Source organism: Aliiglaciecola sp. LCG003 (genome assembly GCF_030316135.1).
GTDB lineage: Bacteria > Pseudomonadota > Gammaproteobacteria > Enterobacterales > Alteromonadaceae > Aliiglaciecola.
In genome coordinates this window covers 1,501,153-1,521,737 of record NZ_CP128185.1, presented here as the reverse complement: position 1 = coordinate 1,521,737, position 20,585 = coordinate 1,501,153, and the positions used below count along the sequence as shown (strand labels likewise).

The following is a 20,585-nucleotide window of genomic DNA, read 5'->3' as shown; positions in this document are numbered from 1 at the left end:
ATTTTCCTTTTACTGTGTTAAATATTGATTAAATTAAAATTCAGATTCGATTGAGCTTGGCGCCGAATCAAGGTCATAACTTGGGGTTGCGTGTTTATTTTGCTGGCAAAGATATAAGTCACCGTCCACATGATAACGCCACAATATGTCTTCAACAGCCTTAATCCGATGAGGCATTTTAAATTCACCTAAGGTGACGATACTTTCTGCAAACCGATGGGGTGTAACTGGATCACGCTGGTTTTTAGCTTCACCCAATTCACTGATACCTTGAAATCCGGTGGCGATAGGTACTATCCATCCGGCTGGTTTATTGTTCAGCGTTTTGCGATAACTGCTCCAGGTTACATTGCCATCATCAGCTGTTTCACACTTATGATGAATGGCCAGATAATCAATCAATGCGTCTAGCGCATCGGCGCCATGTTCCATAGCATCTAACATCAGATCTCGTCGTTCAATTAGCGCATAGCCGGGCATCAAGGTGCGTTGTACAATACGTAGATCTTGGTCGTCGCCTTCTTTACAATTAATACAAATTGGGGTTTGAAATGCCTTAATATCTCCCCCAGCCATCTTCATGCCGGCATTTAATAAATGGGTGATGGCAGTTAACATCGGCTCTCGGTCATCGATAGTAATGTGATCGTATTGGATCACTAAACTTACATTCAGATGACAACGTGCTTCTTCGATGAACGCGGATCTAGCACCGGTTTTGTCCAATGGGTTGCCGGTCCCAACAATCGAGTGCACAAAGTCGTTGTCTCCTTTGTAGGTTTGTAAATCCATATCATGATTCACCACTCCTGTTGCTGAAAAAATCACAGGAATATCCTGCGAGTTTAACTTTCGTTGCAAGGCATGTACTGCGCCTAACCAAGCTGTCATTGCTGGAAAGCCTATGGTAAAAGGGCTAGACAGCGCATTGGCGTTGTGAACTTTAATGTGGGGAATAATTAGCAGTTTTTTTACTTCGCCGATCATCGCAATGCCTCCTTGTTTATTAAGACCAACTTGTGCATATGTTTATGTTCAGCATCACTGAGTTTTATGGCTTTTTTACCCAGTATTTTTTCGTAACCATTAAATAAAAACGTAGCCACAGACTTAACGATGCTGTCCAGCCAATCATCAGTCGCCTCGCGCAAGGCTTTGCTATCGTCTTGCTCACTCAACCAAGTTTTTTGTGCCAATGGCAATTGATTTTCGGAGGCGTTGAATTGCTCTAATGCGGTGCTGCGAACCTGCCACATTTTTTCAATAATGTGATCGATCACACTTTGATAATATTCATCACGCTCAGCGCGAATACGCATGTTGTTTTCATCGCGCTGATAGAGTTTATGTAACTGATAAAATAGGTTCTTGCACTGGAAATAATTCACGGTTTGGCTGAAAAAATCGGAATTTGGAAAGTGTATATTGCGATTTTTCAATTGCGGTGGGGCGCTCATAAACATGTGAGCTTTTCCGCCATTTTGATTATTTAACACACTGATATTCTGTGGTTTAGTGCCTCCGTAACCAATAGTAGTTAAATTATGAATTTCGCAATAACCTTCGTGCTGTAGGTTGTTTTTTTTCTTGCCCCGCGCTAACTTTATATCTTCACCGTAACGTATCCCATCAAGGCGTTTTCTTAATTCGAATACGATTCCTGATGCAGTCAAAATAGATAGCTGGTGATAATTTTCAGCGCCAGACTGCTGAGTGGGCAAATCAACTGTAATAGGAAAAAACACCTGTTTTATTTTAGAACTAGTAATGCTTTCACCTGAACCACTAGTTATGGCCAAAAAGCCCTTTTTTAGCATTTGGTAATTTTGGCTTTCTTCAGCATTAGGCAATGAAAGTAAACTTAATGCTAGGTCAGTATCTTGTTCCAGATGTTCGATTAAAGTTTGTCCGTCTTCCATAAGCAGTGTTAAGAATTTATATACGTCCAACGCAGCTGCATTGCCTAAAGCGTCGGTATTGACTGCAACATTACCACTTCTTAAAAAACCATCATTGGCTGACTGGCTATTGGCAATAACTGAACTAGCATAACCATTTTTATTTTTGCGTGAACTAGGATGACTAAAGGTACAAGGGTGAGTAGAAATAGAAATCTGCCCCGCCCTTTTGGCCGCATTTGGTAACCAATGCATTAATGAAAAAACCGATTCGCACTCTAATTCTTTCTCACGGATCTCGATTTCTGACATAGTTGTTGAAATATTTTTCTTTAACCAAGCGGCTTTTCGCTCGTCAAAAAAAGTCGTTATTACTGAATCAACCATACTCACTCCTATTAAATTTTGACCAATCCTAATTGATCGTTATATCCATAGCGTTTTTTCTCATCATGGCGAAAACTCAGTTCACCATAACGTAATGAAATCCTTCTTTGACTCAGTTCTTGTCCATCAGCTAAAGCGATACAGCTCTGGTCAAAATCCCGAGTTAACCAAAGGCGCTGCTGCGCTTGTTCGCTTAGTGCAATACGTTGAATATTGAGTGTTCTCTCGCGCTCGATGGCATAACCTTGTTCATCTTTTTCACAAAACCGGCTGTCCTGGTGATTGGCGTCAAACACCAAAAAAACTTTTAGGCTCGGTGCACTTTTTCTAAATGGTGCTAATGCTTGCGGTAAGGCCGTTAAAAACCAATGGTGGTTTAACCACCCCTGCAAAGTTTGGGGGCCAACTTGCGCGTTATCCCCAGAATTTTTGTAATTTGCCAACCAATGCCAAGTGGCGGCATGTTCAAGTTCAGCTAAGCTCGTCGCCTGATTTAATTCACGAAGGTAATTTGCCGTTAATTGCGCTGACTGTTGAATACGAGGGATGGCATCCAAGCGTTGAGCGATAAGGTTGACATCAATAAGTTGCGTTATATCATGAGTTGTTAAACGAATAAGATCCTCAAATCCTGGGCGATTAAAAACCTTGGCATTTTCATCATTATGTTCGCGTATACCCTTCCAGTTATATTGCATCAGAGCAATATTCGGCTCAGAAACCTCCCCTTGCCGATGTCGCTTTACTCTTCCTGCCAACTGAATAATAGAACGATAAGATGATGGTTCGATCACCGCCCAATCAAAATCGTGGTCACGGCCAACTTCTTCTACCGGTGTTGCTACCAATATAAATAAAACATTTTCAATTTTTGGAGATATTTTTTTTATGGTCGTCAAATGCTGGCGAATAACGGGTTCATTCAAAGCGGCGGGGATTTCACCTGACTTTTCTTTGCGTTTAAGCACATTATCTAAATGCCTCTCTTGTAAAGAGCGCAGCAACAACACTTGTTGACTGTGATAAGCCATAACCCTGACTTCGGTGTTTTCAGGCCAATCTTTTTTTAATAGATATTGGGTAAGGTCAACGCAAGGCTTAATATTCGCAACACGAACAACCCCGAACGAAACACTCAACTGACTGCAAGCATCGAAATAATGATGTTTTAGATGTTTGTTAAGAGTGCTTTGTGCCATCACCTCAAAATAGGCTGTTTGTTTACTTTCAATGACCTCTTGCTGGCGATTATTTTGCCCCTGATGATTTTCAATAATACTTTGACAGTCAGTAATGTCGGCTTTGCGTTTAGCTGGTTGTTGTTGAAGTTTTGTTACACGTTTTTCAATAAATTGGGCATGCTCTTGTCTATACTCCAATATAGCAGAGGGAGTTTCATTATTATTGTTAGTACACACTTTAGTCGAAAATTCATCTATCCAGGCGCAACCGATCATGTTGCTGGTATCCCGAGTTTGGCAATATAAAAACCAACCATCCCGATAAGCCTTAAAATAACCTTCGGCAAGATAAGGCGGGATAGTCGCTGATGAAATCATAACTTTGCGGCCAAGCATTCCTGCCAAATGAATTAACCGACCAATTGCGATTAAGTCATCACCCGTAAAATCATCGATTTCATCAATGACCAAATCAGAGGACATAAGTCGCAGTGTTGGCAATATGTAGCGACCACCGCGTTTAGTCTCGGTCGCAGCCATTAAATGATCAATAGTACAAGCCAGTACTGGCGCATAGAGGAACTGCTTATCACGCGCGCAAGTTAATACTGTACTCAAACCTTGCTCGGGTATGGCGCAATCGAAGTCCAGGTCTTCATCCAGCAATGGCTCTTGCGACAAAGAACCGGTGTTTTCAAAACTCATATCGTCTTGATCTAATTTCGCTTGTTGATGTAACTCCATGACCGCGCGCGAACCAATTAGTACCGCAAGTTCACTGCTATCTAAGCCGACACGTTCACGATATTCGTCACCCGTCTGCAAGGTTAATGTACGCAAACCAAGAGCTAAAATAAACCGTAAGCTTTTGGTGTCGTTGGATAAGGCTCGCATAACTTTGGCATTGGTAAAGGTTTTACCACAACCGGTACTGGCCATATTGACAGCGAAAAATCCGTATTTCAGTTTGCTCTGCTTGGCAGTCACTTGCTGCCAAGCAAGAATTTTATCCACGGCTTTGTCTTGCCATTCAAAAGGCTTAGGACTGCGATTTTTTAAGCTATTTATTTCTTGCGCTACCGGTGGTTCCCTTTCAAATGCGGGTAACAAATGAGCTGTTTGCAAGGCATTTCTGGCCACTCCGACTAAATGCTCATCCAGTTTTTGCTTTAAGCTATTGGTTGCGCGGTCGGTGTTGGCAAATAAGCCTGTTGTATCCTGCCATTGTTTATCCGCTTGCTGTGATGAGTAAAAATGGTCGCCCAACATCAAACACAGTCGAGCATGATGAAGTACTATCCGATCGCTTCCATCATCTAAACATTCTGCTGCTTGTATTTGGCTAGCTAACAATCGCTGAGACCATTTTTTAACCTGATTAAGCCAATGCTTCGAATTGCTGATTAAACCTTTTGGAAAACTAAAACATGCTTTTAGTCGCTTTTGATACTCTTGTTCATCAAAGCGATTTTCATAGCCCCATTCTTTAGTGATTCGACTGAGCATGACATCGATAGAATCAGCTGATTCTGCAGTGTAATTGTTCCAGTATTTTCTATCCGGCAACGGTAAACGATGATGAGAGACGATGAGCCAAGCGACTAATTTTCCTACTGGCGGCAACCGAGTCAATGGCTGAGGCACCTTTTGTTTTATCAGTTTTTTTAAAGCCCCTTCATTAATCTCACCGTTACTTAGTTGAGTTAGCCAAGCTTCGTCTGAACTTGTGTCTGTCGCCTGAATAAACGCATTTAATAACAACAAGGAAATCCATTCATGACGAATCGGATCCCCCTTAAAGCCCATTTTACTGCCGGGATTAAGTTTTTCCTGAAATAGAGCCGTTGCCTTTCCCCAGTCATGCAATAAGGCAGCTAATCCAACTAAAGCTTTAATTAAAGGTAAATAGTGCCAATCATTTTTAATATCAGTATTCAGCAAAGTACGCTTGGTACTATTCACTGGCACTACACCTAACTCATTAAACTTATGCCTATTCCCCACCACCCATAAAAACTGGCTTCTCGCTCGGCTGCGTATCCAGTGGCAGCTAACGGCGGTGCTTTTACTGGCGGTTTGGCGGAGCATCTTTTTCACCGTTATTAGGCCATCCTCGGTGATCACAGTCTGCCAAGTGTTGTCACCTATTCGGTCTGCAAATGCGTCTAGCACTCTTCTAGTTTTCTTTAGGGCGTTTTTTTCGCATTGACTCACAAAGGTGACCATCATAAGTTGTTCACCACTTGCTCAGATTTTCCTTGCAAAGCAACCTGTTTTACTTGCTCAAACATAAAATCTAGCGCTTTGTGATCAGTGAATTTTTGCAGCACTTGTTGGCGAAATTCTTGCTCAGATGCATTTTCTTTGGCGCAGATAAAAGCCCATGGTAAGACGATGGCGTCTTTAATTAAATCAGCAATATCAAATACTAGCGCCCCTCTTCTAGTTTTACCGTGCATTACAGCAAAACCATGGGGGATGCCTAATACCCATAATGTACAAGCCGCTAAGCCATAAGCCAGATAGTTGCCGTGGTTGAGAAAATCGTTCGCTTTGTCTGTACTTTGATGCTGGCGGCTAAAGTCTGTTATTCCGGTATTATTAGCGGAAAATTTATAGAGTACTTTGGTGAGTTGCGCTTCGGTCAAAAGCAAGTCAGAAGATTTAACTGCTTGCTCTGTACGGCTGTTAAAACGGTCTAATGCTGCTTTGATATCTACATTTTCGGTAATAAACCCTTCCCCCCTCAAGTCCTTGTCTTTGCCCCAAACTCGGAGTAAATATTCAATTCTCGCTGCTTGAAAATGCTTCGCGGCAGCAAGTCGTTTGTCATCATCGAACCAAAAAGACAACCATCCTTGGATATATTCTGTTGGTCGATATTCACTTTGCGGCGTTAGCCACTCGATGTCATTCCCCATATACAATGGCGTACCACCACCACCGGCAAAGCCAAGTAATACGCCTGCTTGCGCTAGCATTCTCACTGCGGCTTGGGTTATGGATGTACCATTACCCAGCAGCAAAACGGTGGTATTGGCGATGGGGATATTAAAATATTGGTTCTCGGCTTTGGCTTCGGTAAGGTATAACACCCGCCCGTCTTTTTGCATCACACGGCAGTACTCGAGATAATATAAATTCGCTCGTTTAGAGTGCAGTATGGTTTTAAGATCTGAGGGCGATAAGTCTTTCATTCGTCTATTTAAATCCTTTAAAACAAACTTGGGTGAATGCTTTGTTATTCAATGTCCACTACTTTGGTCTAATCAGCTTACCTTCGCAACGCCTGAAATATAACCAGTAAACAAAGTTGACAGGTTTTCTTAATTTACCTTGCTCTAGCTATTAAATAACCAGTCTTTTATGTCATTTTTATTGAGTAAGACTAGCTGTTGGGCCTCTGGATACGCATCGTGAAATTTGATATTTATCTGCATTTCTTGCAATAAATATTGAGCGAGGGCTGCGCGGGTTTTGATGACAAGTTGCCCATTCTGCATTTGATAATCATGCTCAATCACTCTTTTTTGATTCATATTGAGACGTTGATCAGGGGCTAAAATGATATTTATGTAGGTATTCCAGCCGCTATCTTGTTTAGCGCAATGAGTGCCCTTATCAAGCAATTCAGGCTCACCTCGAAAGCGGCTCAGCACAAAATCGCGAAATTCTTTATGTTTTTCATCAAATGCTCTAAGGTGCCATCGCAATCCTGTTCTCACAAATATGTGCGGCTGAATAATCCGACCTTCTCCATCTGGATTGGCAAGCGACACATAGTCCACATCTACGCGTTTTTGTTGCTTAATGGCAGCGACTAGGCCTCGCATTACGGTGCAAGACACCGACCTTTTAGGCAACTCTAATGAGGTATAAGTTATTGAATTTAAATGGGGAGATGGCTGTATCTGTGCTGATAGCATATTCGATGAGTTACTAAGCCATTCAAGATATTGGTTTACATCTTCATCAATTGCCTTTGATTGAAAATTATTAGTGGGTAAAAAGCTTTTCGCGCTTTTGTCATATACGAGGTTATTTGGGTTGTTTTGCTGGTACTCAGTAAAATATTTTTGGGCTTGTTGGCGACTAATCTTAAAATGATTAACTATATGAGTAGTATTAACCGCTCCTTGCCAATAGGCGAGTAATTCTATCAACTGATAATGAATATCCATTTCATCTACGCCCACTCTAACTACTTCCTTCATTTCGTGATACGGCTCACTATGTGGAAATTTTTTCCGTTGGTCAAATAAGTTCTACCTTTCCGATAAAAATTTTTAAATCAAAAGATATTGATGGTGACAGATTGTGCTTAATTTATTTGCTGAAATAATAAGTAAATCGAAATAAAGTCATCGAAAATATTAGATAACAAGCAACCACTATAACCCTTTTACTTATCTTTAAACTTAAGGGTAAATAAAAACAATAATGCATAGCTGGTGAAGGCGAACCAATAAGGTAGCGTTCCATCGATTGAATATAAATAAGTACCCAATAATGGACCTACCGTAAAACCCAGTGGCGGGCACGCGCCCGCTACTCCAGCTACTGCGCCTTGCTCTTCAGACGAAACTGCAACAGAGGCACCAGCCATAAAACCCGGACCAGCTAAACCCATACCTAAGCCCAAAATACACATGCCCAGTAAATACATTCCTTGAGTTTGGCCTAACGCCATAAAAGCGAAAGCGACCATCATCATCGGCATGGAAATTCTAAGCAATACAAATGGCCGAACAGCTAAACGGGGGATCAGTAACATTTGCGCAAATAGAGCCGCAGCTGCTGAACACATCAGGCTGATCCCGACAATCTTGGCTGTCTCGGTACCGTCAAGGCCTAACATATCCTGAAAGCGAAACGCGATAGTTTGTTGCACAATTGCAAAGCCCATAAACAAAAATACCCCGGCTACCACTAACGGAAAGATCCTCGGATCGGTGTATTTCAATTTCGGCCGCTTGATTACTGCTTTGGACTTTGGCAACTCGGGTAGCGAATAAAGGGTTAATATTGCTGCGGCTAGGGTTAATAACACCGAGAAATACAAAGGCGTAAGTAGACTGATACTAGCCAGTAACCCGCCGATTGCGGGCCCTAATATTGCGCCTATGTTGCCTGCAGCACCAATTGCGCCCATACCTTTAACGCGGTCTTTTATGCTGGTGATATCAGCCATGTAAGCATTTGCAGATGGTGAGACTGCTGCCATTACCGTTGCATTGGCAACTCGAGTAACAATTAACAGGATTAGCGCAGTGATGGGGATAAGGTAACCGAGCAAGGCTGCCTTAAACACGCTGGCAAACATCACTGTGCCAGCGGAATACCCAAACAAGCCGATTAAAAGGACTTTTCTTCTACCCCAGTTATCACTGGCCCTACCCCATAATGGACTGACCAAAAACAGAGTTAGAGATGAACAAGAGATAATCGCCCCAATTTGCACTTCTACCAGGCCGATTTCTCGGCCAAGTGGCGCTAATATGGCGAATAATACCGTTTGGGCAAACCCGATAGCTGCCGCCGCTAACAAAAGTGTGCGCTTCGCTAAAACATTGGCAACATGGGAATTACTCATATTAGGGAGTTTTGGCTTAGGACAAGGTCGTCAGCGCTTCTCCTGAGAATTGCTCAAGTTCTTGCATGTGACCATCACGAACTTTGTTTGCCCAGTTTGGATCTTGTAATAGGGCACGACCCACAGCGACGAGGTCGAACTCACCCTTATCCATACGTTCAATCAAATCATCGATGGACCGAGTACTTGAGCCTTTACCAGCAAAAGCACTGAAAAAATCGTCGTTCAGACCAACCGAACCCACTGTAATGGTAGGTTTGCCGGTGATCTTTTTGGTCCAGCCGGCCAGATTGAGATCTTCACGGTCAAATTCATTTTCCCAGTAGCGGCGGGTTGAGCAATGGAAAATGTCCACACCTGCTTCACTTAGCGGTGTCAAAAACTCTTCTAATAATTGTGGAGTTTCGGCCAATCTAGCGCTGTAATCCTGCTGCTTCCATTGTGAATAACGCAATACAATTGGAAAATCTGGTGATGTTGCGGCGCGGATCCTTTTAATAATTTCGACCGCAAAACGGCTGCGGTTAGCCATGCTACCACCCCACTCGTCAGTGCGTTGATTGGTGCCACTCCAGAAAAACTGATCAATCAGATAACCGTGCGCGCCATGAATTTCAATTCCGTCAAAACCAATGCGCATGGCATCAGCAGCTGCCGCGGCAAACCCGCTAATTGCCGTTTCAATTTGTTCTGCTGTCATCGGCTCGGCGACTTGTTTACCTGGGGCAAGTAAGCCAGATGGGCCGACACTTGCAAGCTCTGGAAAAGGCGCTTTTTTAGGTGAGCGTGCCATACCTACATGCCATAATTGGGGCATAATCTTTCCGCCTGCTCTATGCACAGCTTGTACGACTTTTTCCCAGCCTGCCAATGCCTGTTCACCGTGAATTTGTGGAATTCGCTCACTCATAGTGGCAACTGGGTCGTTGATGGTTGTGCCTTCAGTGATAATTAAACCTGTACCACCTTCCGCGCGGCGACGATAATAGTCAGCGACCTCAGAGGTAGGTATTCCGCCTGGGGAAAACTCGCGAGTCATAGGTGCCATCACAATTCTATTGGCTAGTGACAAACTTTTATGGCTGAATGGTTTAAATAGTGCATCTACATTTTTACTCACGTTATTACCTTCCTAAAATTTTAAATTAACTGAATGTATTTATTCGCTCTGCCGCGGCTTTATCACTAGGCTCAGTGCTTACTGAACGTACCAATGAGCGAATCATCACTGCGGACAATTCTTCTATTTCCCGTTTGTTTCCCAGCAAGTGGGCTAAATGCAATGAAATTAAGCCGTGCAATCCGGCCCATAGCACGTAACAAATATTGACTGGATCCCCTGCAATATTTCCAGCTTTCACCAAAGCATTCACAACCTGACGCATCGGCTCTCCGCTACGCAGAATCTCAGCCTCTAATTCGGGATACTGACCTGAGTCAGGCTGTGAAACGGTATACATTACCCGGTAGGAATCTGGATGTTGAATGGCAAAATCTAAATAGGCACGACATAGTACCTCTAACTGCTCGCTAGGTTCCGGCTCTTGGATTAACGCGGCTTCAAGGGTATCGGCTATGCATCCAAACTCACGCTGGCGTAAAGCGGCCAGAATATCGGCCTTATTTTTAAAATACCTGTACGGCGTGGTGCGACTGCAGCTCAAATCTGCAGCCAGTCCCCGCAAAGATATGCCTTCTACCCCATGTTTACCAAAAGACGCCAATGCGTGATCACACATACGATTGCGAAAGCAGCGAATCTCTTCTGGTGTCAGTACCTTTGGCATAGATGTTCCGATGTTTGACTAACTGATATTGAGTCTATTATTAAGCATTCCAAAGCGCTGCGCCTAGTCACTATTTAGCTTAATTTCAGCGAAAATAAAATTAAATGGTTATCGGTTTAGATAAGCTTATAACCCATGATATCTTTTATATTGACACTGTCAATTTTAAAGTCAAATTGCTTAATGACAAGATGAAAGAGAAGTAAAGACACCCATTGTAAAAGATGATTAAAGATTAAAAGATGGACACACATCGCAAGTAAAAAAATAAATAAAAATAACAAGTCAGCCTCGAGGTGACGTGTCCATGCTAAGAATAAAAAGAACTAAAAAAGAACTAAAGACACCCAACTTAAAAAAGAAAGAACTAAAGACATCCAACACACTCCCCTAACCAATTCACAACAGATTCGAGGTACCGTGTTCATGCTAATACTCAGACGCGAGACCAGTGAATTACTGCTTATATATGATTTGTTACAGCGAAATTTGTTGAAGGAACAGGGTTTCCTGAACACATAGACATAGTGATATTAACGCCACCTGATGCTGACGTTGAAAGGGTTAGATTGGATTTGGTAGCTTAGGCGCAGTTAAAGAGGGCTCTTGCCGCACTCATCCCTCGCAATCGCTGATGGCTGGTATGAGTTTTAAATTTTTGCATCATAGACTCGGCTCCTACGGCATAACAGAAGTGACTTTCAAATTCAGTGGTTAAGGTCATCCAATGGTCTGAAGGTAAGCCTAATCGCTCGAGAATGGGACTCTGATAGCTGTCTAGGTGAGCCGCATTACTTTCGCGAATACAACGACAGGTTATTTTCAAAAGCTCACAATAATCCTCAAGGTGGTAAACAATGCCCTTAGGCAGATTTTTTCTATGATTCCCGGTGAAGGCCATCAGAGCTGCAGGCTGTGCTCTGCCCTGCTTAAGTGCGTGAATTCTTTTCTGGATACTAGTATGACTGGCCGTCTCGATGCTTTTTGACATCTTGGCGCGAATGGGGTTTAAATCTACATAAGCCATACACGTCAATATCGCTCCTTCGTCCAATAGTGCCTGGGATTTAAAGCGCCCCTCCCAGAACCTCCCCGTACATCCATCTTCTTTGTTAGCTTCACGTGCAATATATTCATTCAGATCTCGCATAAACCAACTGATATCGTATAAGCGACCGCGGTACACCTTGACGGTTTCAAGCAAGCTAATATTTTCACTTGGGCTTAGCACTTCTCCTTTCGCGAATCTCTGCGTCAACAAAGTACCGCTGTGTAGTCTATGGTAACGATTTAACACCTCATCAATTGACCAAGCTAACGCCGCATCTCTGTCAACATGCAAGACAACATGTGTATGGTTGCTCATTACAGCATAGGCACAAACGTCAATGGCAAATTGGCCGGACAAGAATAACAGCCGCTTCTCAACCCAGTCTCTACGATGCTCATAACTTTGCCCGGAATATAAATCGGTCCCACACAAAAATGAACGCCGCACGCAGCGCGATATACAGTGGTAATAAGGGGTATCGATTAAGCTAATTTGATTTTTACGCGCCTGCGGCATAAGTCACCATCCATTGGTTTTATATCCTTAACCAAGCGTAGAACAAAGCCCCTTTCTAAGCAAATCAGGACGTAAATAAGTTGGGTGTCTTAGTAAAAATTACTAAGCAAATCACGACGTAGTTAAGTTGGGTGTCTTAGTAAAAATTTTGACTTGATAAAGTTCGATTAAGTTGGGTGTCTTGATAAAGGAAGTCACTCAACGGTGGTAAAAAACTTAAAACTGCGGATAACTGATTACTGATTTGCCAGGAGTATTTGTTCTTTGTGGGATTGTATTATGCCAGAGATAGCCTGAGCACTTTGCGGCGGTAAATAGCTCGTATGCGCCGTTATGAAGCTAGGCTCAGAATACATGGCTATAATTGCTTGATTAACTGCATCTATAAAGGCTCTGCCTTTAGGGCTATCACCGCATAAGATATGTCCTGTGACAAATTTCGGATTTGTTGCAATATCATAACTACGCATTTCTATTGGATTATCTTGTTTGAAATGCTTATATAACCGCACCGGATAAATGAGTGCAAAATCGGTCCGTTTGGCTGTCCATATCCTCATAAATGAGTCATAAAAATCGCTATTCGCAATAGGTATAATTTGTTCTTTATTGACTTTAGCTAAATCTATATCGACACGAGAACCAAATGAGTAGTCTCTTGGTAGCAAAATAGTGGAAGATGGCATGGCATTCAATACGCTGTGAATATCCTTCACTTCACCACTGCTATTTAAAAGCTCAGGGGCAATTGGCGGCAGTTCACCTAGCTGATACAATTTTTGCGTTTCGAAGAAGTTAAGCGCATGAGTAAATAAATACTTTGTTTCTCTTTCTGGTGTTTTAATCTTACTGACGACACATGCCGACTGGCCTTTATCAATATAATTCAGCGAACGGGAGAAAGGCACATTTAGCAGGTTGACGTCTAATAACAGCCTATCGAAGAGCAACTGCAATGTGTCTATGCCTGTAGAAATATTACGGCTTTTGGAATTGATACTTTCAGTCACTAAGGCGGAATCAGAGTACAAGTCTAATCCGTCAATAAGGGAATTATCTGCCCAAACCTTAATAGTTTGTACATAAAATAATACACCAATAATTGCTACTAAAAATCTCACGGCAATGACATCGCTTTTAATAAGGATTAAAAATTATATCAATTACTAAACCACATACAACCGCTGAAATCACTTTTCTTTTTGCAACTGACGTTGTTTGACTCAGCCAAGAATAATGATTGTAGCTCAACGGAACAATTAAATGCCTGAAATATATGTAAAGCATTCCACACACTCAATTGCAGGCATTCAATTCCCGTCTGCGCGACAGCCCCGTAATTGTTAGATAGACTGCGAAACAACGTAATAATAATTAAAAACCTTATTTAGGGAGACAAATAACGTGAGTAATATATTGCGCCGCACTTTAATTGCGGCTTTAACTTTAGTGGGTTTACAAGCTACCGCGGACGAAGGGATGTGGCAACCCCATCAACTAAACACCATCGCCGATGAATTAAAACAAGCAGGCTTACAATTGGATCCTGCGCAAATGACTAATTTATCCCAATTCCCAATGAATGCCATTATTAGTTTGGGCGGATGCACTGCCTCATTTGTATCGCCTAAAGGGTTGGTGGTAACGAATCACCACTGTGCTTATGGATCTATTCAGTACAACTCCACGGAACAAAATAACTTGCTAAAAGACGGCTTTGTGGCAAAAACCATGAAAGCCGAAGTAGCAGCCGCCCCTGGAAGTCGAGTCTATGTGACTGAATCTTTAACTGACGTGACAGACAAAGTTCGTGGTGCAGTTAAGTCAGGCTTAAGCGGTAATGCATATTACAACGCTATTGAAGAGAATGAAAAACGCCTTGTTGCAGAGTGTGAGACGTCGCAAGATTATCGCTGTGAAGTATACAGTTTCCATAGCGGAGCCTCTTATTTTTTGATCAAGCAACTGGCTATTCGTGATGTTCGTCTAGTTTATGCTCCTCCCTCCAGCATAGGTAAATTTGGTGGTGATACGGATAACTGGATGTGGCCTCGTCACACCGGTGATTGGTCATTTTATCGTGCCTACGTAGATAAGAACGGCAACCCTGCCGACTTTTCGAAGGACAATGTGCCCTATACACCAAAGGCCCACCTGAAGGTTAGTGTCGGCGGTGTTGATGAAGGGGATTACGTGATGGTGCTTGGCTACCCAGGACGCACTAATCGCTATCGGACTCCAAGAGAAGTTGAAAATGAGTTTACTTGGGTGTACCCCACCGCGAAACGTTATAGAGAAGAATATATTGATGTCATTAAATCCGTTGCGCCAAAAGGTAGCGATCCTCGGATTAAGTACGAAAGCACTATTGCCGGTCTGGCTAACTACGCAAAAAATTATGGCTCGATGCTAGAAAGTTACCAGCGCGGCGATATGCTCGAACGTAAAATTGCTTTCACTAAAGATTTGCATAGCTGGATAAAGGCCGATGAAAAACGAACAGCACAGTATGCAAGTCCAATAGCCACTTTAGATACATTAATTGAGAGTAGTTTTGAACACCAGCAGCGAGATTTACTGGTGAACTATATGGGCCGCACCAATATGTGGGATGTAGCCAAAAGCCTTTATCGCCTTGCACACGAACATAGCAAAGACGATTCGCAGCGTGAACCAGGTTACCAGCAGCGCGACATGAACCGCTTTAAGCAGTCTATGCAAAAAGTAAATAGACGCTATGACCCAAGCGTGGATAAAGCAGTATTGCTGCATTTCATTAAGCAGTATGCCGCGTTGCCGAAATCTGAACGCATTGCCGCATTCGATCAATATTTCAATCTGAACAAAGGCTTTAATGAACAAGCCGTAAGTAAGCAACTGGATAAAATGCACAGCAATACCAGCCTAGATGAAGAAGCCGTGCGCTTAGCCTGGATGGATAAATCTGTAGATGAATTCAAAGCCAGCGATGACCCCTTTATTCGCTTTGCAGTTAGCCAGTATGACTATGACATGGCAACAGAAAATCACGCCAAAGACTTGGCCGGTGAAATGTTAAAAGCCAAACCAGCCTATATGGATGCGATTATTGCTTACAAGTCGTCACTGGATCAGCCGGTCTATGCCGATGCTAACAGTTCTTTGCGCATCACCTACGGCAACGTTAAAGGTTATTCTCCAAAAGATGGATTAATGGCAACACCTTTTACAACCCTCGAGGGAATGTTAGCTAAATATATCCCCGGTGATGAAGAATTTGATATGCCTGCAAATCTTATTCAGGCTATTAATGACAAAAATTATGGCCCATACAAAATGGACAAGATCGACAGTATCCCAGTTAACTATCTAAGCACATTAGATATTACTGGCGGTAATAGTGGCTCACCAACCTTAAATGGCAAAGGCGAATTTGTCGGCTTGGTATTTGATGGAGTCTATGAGTCGATAATAGGCGATTGGGATTATGACCCTTCCCTTAAACGTGCAATTCATGTTTCAAGTCCTTACATGCTATGGGTAATGGAACAAGTAGATGGCGCGGAAAATCTAATTGAAGAAATGACCTTATCCGAATAAGATAGAAAATAATCAATGCCCCGGAAATACCCTTCAGGCATTGATTCTACTATCCTAAGGCGCAGACTGGCATTGGTCCAGCTTGCGCCTTAACATCAGTCTCGCGCCCCTGTTATAGCAGTTACCAGTTATTTAATCTTGGTGTTGCACAAGATCGCCATTAGCTAATAAACTACTTATTTGGCCATCCTCTATGCCAGCCTGCTTTAAAATATCTATGCTGTCCTGGCCTAAACACCTACCGATTTTGGCGGAAGCTGAAACGTGATCGGGGCATAATGGTGAACGAATTTGTGGGATAAACTGGCCATCCTCTGCAATGGCCTGATTAACCATATTGCGATGTTTCAGTTGTGGATGTTGAGCGGCTTGGTGAACAGATAAAACAGGTTCGACACACACGTCTGTACCGGCGAATAGATCCAGCCAATGTTGCAAAGAATGGCTGGCAAATAAATTGGCCAAATCTTGTTTCAGTAAGCCCTGCTGGCCTGCCGGTGCCGTGCATCGCATCAACCATTCTGGATGTTCAAGCAGTGTAAAAAAGCGCTGAGCAAATTGCGGCTCCAATCCGCCCACCGATAAATACTGACCATCTGAGGTAGGATAATAATCGTAAAAAATCCCCCCATTAAGGATTTCCGAACCCAATTGAGGATCCTGACCCGTCGCCAATGCCGCTGCACCTGACATGCCGTTCATGGCAAACGCACAATCCAGCATACTAATATCCACATAGCTGCCCTCTCCCTCTTGTTGACGTTGTATTACAGCAGCCAAAATCGCCATCACCGCATGATGTGAACCGCCGGCCAAATCAGCAACTTGAGTGCCGCTCAAGACCGGACCCGTATCGGTTTTACCGCTATAGCTGGCCAAGCCAGATAACGCCAGATAATTGATATCATGGCCAGCTTTATCCTTGTACGGACCTGTCTGACCATAGCCGGTAATCGAGCAGTAAATAAGTTTCGGGTTAATGGCTTTAAGTGTTTCATAATCAAGGCCTAGCCTAGCCATCACCCCAGGACGAAATTGCTCTATCAGCACATCATAGCTTTGAATTAACTTATGAATGATCCCTTGCGCTTGCGCGGATTTTAGATTCAATGCCAACGAACGTTTGTTACGATTAATTGTAAGGTGCGCGTAGGACCGCCCATCAAACATTGGCGGGGTGACACGCAATAGATCCGGGCGGGTCGGTGATTCCACTCGAATAACAGCAGCCCCCATATCCGCCAGAATCATAGTGGCATACGGCCCAGGCAACAAAGTACTAAAATCCAACACTTTCAATTGTGACAAGGGGCCCATCCTTTATCGCTCCATCAAAGAACGGGCAATAATGATTTTCATTATTTCACTGGTACCGGCATAGATTTTCTGCACACGGGCATCAGCATAAGCCCGTGCTACTGGGTATTCCCACATATATCCATAGCCACCGTGCAATTGTAAGCACTCGTCAATTGCCCGGCATTGAATTTCAGTGGATAGCAGTTTGGCTTTAGCCGCAGTAGGCGCATCCAACTTGCCGTCAATGTGCAGCTCTAGACATTTGTCGATAAAGACCCTGAGCATAGTCAACTCAGCGTCAACCTCAGCAAGCTTAAATTGGGTATTTTGAAAACTGGCAATGCTACTGCCAAATGCTTTTCGGTCTCGCACATAATCAAGGGTATGTTGCAATATGCCCTCAGCACTGGCAACAGCGCCTAATGCGACCGATAAACGTTCCTGCGCCAATTCCCGCATAAGATAGGCAAAGCCCATACCTTCTTGCCCGAGCAAATTTTCTCGTGGCACTCTTACATTGTCAAAAAACAGCTCTGATGTGTCTTGCGCCTTCATGCCAATTTTTTTAAGGTTCTGGCCCTTCTCAAAACCGGGCGTACCGGCTTCAACCAGAAACAAACTGGTGCCTTTGGCGCCGGCAGAGGGGTCGGTTTTGGCTACAACTATGACCAAATCTGCAAGCTGCCCATTGGTTATAAAGGTTTTAGAGCCATTGATGACATAGTCATCCTTGTCCAATACGGCATGGGTTTTAACACTTTGCAGATCCGATCCCGTGCCAGGCTCGGTCATCGCAATCGCAGTAATAATCTCGCCGCTAATGCAGCGCGGCAGGTATTTTTGTTTTTGTTGCTCGGTGCCATAACTTTCCAAATAGGGAACCGCAATATCCGAATGCAAACCCCAACCGATGCCAGTCAAGCCTAAGCGAGCGATTTCTTCGGTGACAATCGCGTTATAGCGAAAATCCGCGCCCACACCGCCGTATTGCTCAGGCATAGTAGGACACAACATGCCCTGTTGACCGGCCTTTAACCAGACTTCACGACTGACTTGCCCCTGCTCCTCCCATTTATCATGGAAAGGTACGGCTTCGGTTTGTAGAAATTTTCTGACCATGTCGCGAAACAGTTCATGGTCGCTATCGAATACTTGGCGTGAGATCACAAGCTTTCTCCTAATTGTGCTTTATCAATAAGTAGTTGTGGAGGCGCGAAACGTTCTCCATAGGTGTCACAAAATTGTTGTGCCCGGCGAATAAAGGATGCTATCCCATATTGGTTAATAAATTGAATACAACCGCCCGTCCAAGGCGGGTAGCCAATCCCGAAAATCGAACCAATATTGGCGTCGACTGAAGATGTAAGCACATGCTCTTGAAGGCAGCGTACCGTTTCAATTGCCATAATGAATAACAAGCGCTCTTTGATGTCTTGCAAGGGGACTTGAAGGTCTGATTTAGTAAACTGACTCAGGCCCGTCCATAGATGCTTACCACCTTGGGAGGGGTAGTCGTAAAAACCGGCCTGAGCCACTTTTCCTGGCCGCTCTAATTCCAACATACGATCAACCACCTTATCTGAAGGATGGCCTGGATACTGCTTGCCTTCGGCGTTGAAATCCGCAATGTTCTGGCGCTTAATTTTATCGATAAGGGTGAGCGACACTTCATCTGTCACCGCCAGAGGTCCAACTGGAAAACCGGCTAAATAGGCTGCATTTTCAATGCTGGCTGCCGGGACACCTTCGCCCAGCATCGCCATGCCTTCACCGACAAATTTTTCAAATACACGAGAGGTAAAAAAGCCACGGCTGTCATTTACCACAATCGGGGTTTTGCCAATCTGTTGTACAAAATCGAAACATCTGGCCAGACTTTCATCTGAGGTTTGTTGACCACAAATAATCTCTACTAGCGGCATCTTATCTACTGGTGAAAAGAAATGTAAACCGGCAAAATTAGCTGGCCGACTGGATGCTTTGGCCAGTCCAGTTATTGGCAAGGTGGATGTATTACTGGCAAATAATGCGCCCTTGCCCAACACCGCTTCCGCTTCTTGAGTAACCCGCGCTTTAAGGGCTCGGTCTTCAAAAACCGCTTCTATGACAAGATCACAGTCGGCCAAATCGGCCACATCGGCACTAGGGGTAATTAGACCCAATACCTGTTCAATCTGCTCGGCTGTTTTGCGTCCACTGCGTAATTGCTTATCGAGTAATTTGCGCGAGTAGTCTTTACCGTGCTCTGCTCTTTTGGTGTCAGTGTCTTTGAGGATCACTGGGATCCCTTTTATAGCACAAGCGAAAGCGATGCCAGCACCCATCATGCCCGCGCCCAATACCGCGACTTTTTGCACCTTGTGTTTATCAATATTGCTTGGGCGACTGCTTCCCGCTTTAATTTGATTGAGCTGGAACCAAAAGGTGTTGATCATGTTCTTCGCCACCTGTCCACAGGCCAACTCGACGAAGTAACGGGACTCAATCCGTGTGGCCGTATCAAAATCCACTTGGGCACCTTCCACCATGGCTGACACTATGGACTCGGGGGCGGGCAAAACACCTTTGGTTTTCGCTCTTAGCATAGCCGGTAAGATAGCGAGCGTTTGGGCAACTTTTGGATGACTGGGCGTCCCACCTGGGATTTTGTATGATTTCTCGTCCCAAGGCTGGCACACTTTCGGATGTGAAAAAATCCAGTCTTGCGCCATGTCCAACATCTGCTCCTGCGATTGCGCGACTGCATGTATCAATCCCGCTTTCAGACCAGCTGCAGAATTAAATTGTTTACCTTCTGTTAGATAAGGTAAAGCACCTTCCAAGCCAAGTAAGCGCACCATCCGGGTCACTCCTCCCCCCCCGGGTAACAATCCCAAGGTAACCTCAGGCAGGCCCATTTTAAGCGCCGGATGCTCTAACGCAATCCTATGATGACATCCTAGCGCCAATTCCCATCCCCCGCCTAGGGCAGCCCCATTGATACAGGCTACGACAGGCTTGCCACAAGTTTCCAAGGCACGCATGGATGCCTTGATTTTCTCCAACATGTGAAATAGTTCACCAGCGTTTTCCTCGCTTACTTGCGAGAGCATGGTGAGATCACCGCCGGAGAAAAATGTTGATTTAGCAGAACGCAGGATAACCCCTGCATATTCATCCTTGAGCAAGGTAGTGATTGCCTGGGCAAAGTCATCAGCGAAACGCGCATCCATCAAATTGGCGGAGCACTCTGGCCTGTCAAATATCAGATGCACAATATTTTTTTGATCTTTTTGATACTGAATTACCTGCATG

General features: G+C 43.8%; 14 protein-coding genes. 1 reads left to right on the top strand and 13 read right to left on the bottom strand.

Annotated features, from left to right (window positions below; genetic code table 11):
• Positions 1-33: 33 nt before the first annotated feature.
• The 10 genes from csy2 to QR722_RS06365 all read right to left on the bottom strand — a co-directional run bounded on the left by csy2 (position 34) and on the right by QR722_RS06365 (position 13,534).
• Entirely contained in the window at positions 34-987 is a 954-nt protein-coding gene (gene csy2, locus QR722_RS06410) for a type I-F CRISPR-associated protein Csy2 (protein ID WP_286286355.1), read from the bottom strand.
• Positions 984-2,285 carry a type I-F CRISPR-associated protein Csy1 gene (gene csy1 / locus QR722_RS06405; protein ID WP_286286352.1) on the bottom strand — a complete coding sequence of 434 codons (1,302 nt, stop codon included), beginning with the start codon at positions 2,283-2,285 and terminating at the stop codon, positions 984-986. The genes csy2 and csy1 overlap by 4 nt, the downstream gene beginning before the upstream one ends.
• 11 nt (positions 2,286-2,296) lie before the next feature.
• Positions 2,297-5,695: a type I-F CRISPR-associated helicase Cas3f gene (gene cas3f / locus QR722_RS06400; protein ID WP_286286350.1), complete on the bottom strand. Its 3,399-nt coding sequence runs from the start codon at positions 5,693-5,695 to the stop codon at positions 2,297-2,299.
• Positions 5,692-6,663 carry a type I-F CRISPR-associated endonuclease Cas1f gene (cas1f, locus tag QR722_RS06395; RefSeq protein ID WP_286286348.1) on the bottom strand — a complete coding sequence of 324 codons (972 nt, stop codon included), beginning with the start codon at positions 6,661-6,663 and terminating at the stop codon, positions 5,692-5,694. Before cas1f ends, cas3f begins: the two co-directional genes overlap by 4 nt.
• Before the next feature lie 144 nt (positions 6,664-6,807).
• On the bottom strand, positions 6,808-7,680 hold the full coding sequence (locus QR722_RS06390) for a WYL domain-containing protein (RefSeq protein WP_286286345.1): 873 nt from the start codon (positions 7,678-7,680) through the stop codon (positions 6,808-6,810).
• 188 nt (positions 7,681-7,868) lie between these two features.
• Positions 7,869-9,059 carry an MFS transporter gene (locus tag QR722_RS06385; protein ID WP_286286343.1) on the bottom strand — a complete coding sequence of 397 codons (1,191 nt, stop codon included), beginning with the start codon at positions 9,057-9,059 and terminating at the stop codon, positions 7,869-7,871.
• Between the two features lie 16 nt (positions 9,060-9,075).
• On the bottom strand, positions 9,076-10,179 hold the full coding sequence (locus QR722_RS06380; RefSeq protein ID WP_286286342.1) for an NADH:flavin oxidoreductase: 1,104 nt from the start codon (positions 10,177-10,179) through the stop codon (positions 9,076-9,078).
• Positions 10,180-10,204: 25 nt separating this feature from the next.
• Positions 10,205-10,846, bottom strand: coding sequence for a TetR/AcrR family transcriptional regulator (locus QR722_RS06375; protein ID WP_286286340.1), 642 nt, complete (start codon positions 10,844-10,846; stop codon positions 10,205-10,207).
• Positions 10,847-11,429: 583 nt separating this feature from the next.
• Entirely contained in the window at positions 11,430-12,413 is a 984-nt protein-coding gene (locus QR722_RS06370; protein ID WP_286286338.1) for a transposase, read from the bottom strand.
• A 236-nt stretch (positions 12,414-12,649) separates the two neighbouring features.
• On the bottom strand, positions 12,650-13,534 hold the full coding sequence (locus tag QR722_RS06365) for a hypothetical protein (protein ID WP_286286336.1): 885 nt from the start codon (positions 13,532-13,534) through the stop codon (positions 12,650-12,652).
• Positions 13,535-13,829: 295 nt separating this feature from the next.
• On the opposite strand from QR722_RS06365, the gene QR722_RS06360 reads away from it, so the two are divergent.
• Positions 13,830-15,992 (top strand): S46 family peptidase, encoded by a 2,163-nt coding sequence (locus QR722_RS06360; protein ID WP_353506908.1) that lies wholly within the window; start codon positions 13,830-13,832, stop codon positions 15,990-15,992.
• Between the two features lie 132 nt (positions 15,993-16,124).
• On the opposite strand, the gene QR722_RS06355 is transcribed toward QR722_RS06360, so the two are convergent.
• From QR722_RS06355 to QR722_RS06345, 3 genes are read right to left on the bottom strand one after another with little or no spacing between them, the layout of a single operon-like run.
• Complete coding sequence (locus tag QR722_RS06355) at positions 16,125-17,300, bottom strand: CaiB/BaiF CoA transferase family protein (RefSeq protein ID WP_286286331.1); 1,176 nt, start codon at positions 17,298-17,300, stop codon at positions 16,125-16,127.
• Between the two features lie 12 nt (positions 17,301-17,312).
• Positions 17,313-18,458 (bottom strand): acyl-CoA dehydrogenase family protein, encoded by a 1,146-nt coding sequence (locus QR722_RS06350; protein WP_286286329.1) that lies wholly within the window; start codon positions 18,456-18,458, stop codon positions 17,313-17,315.
• Entirely contained in the window at positions 18,455-20,584 is a 2,130-nt protein-coding gene (locus QR722_RS06345) for a 3-hydroxyacyl-CoA dehydrogenase NAD-binding domain-containing protein (RefSeq protein WP_286286327.1), read from the bottom strand. The genes QR722_RS06350 and QR722_RS06345 overlap by 4 nt, the downstream gene beginning before the upstream one ends.
• Position 20,585: the final 1 nt, after the last annotated feature.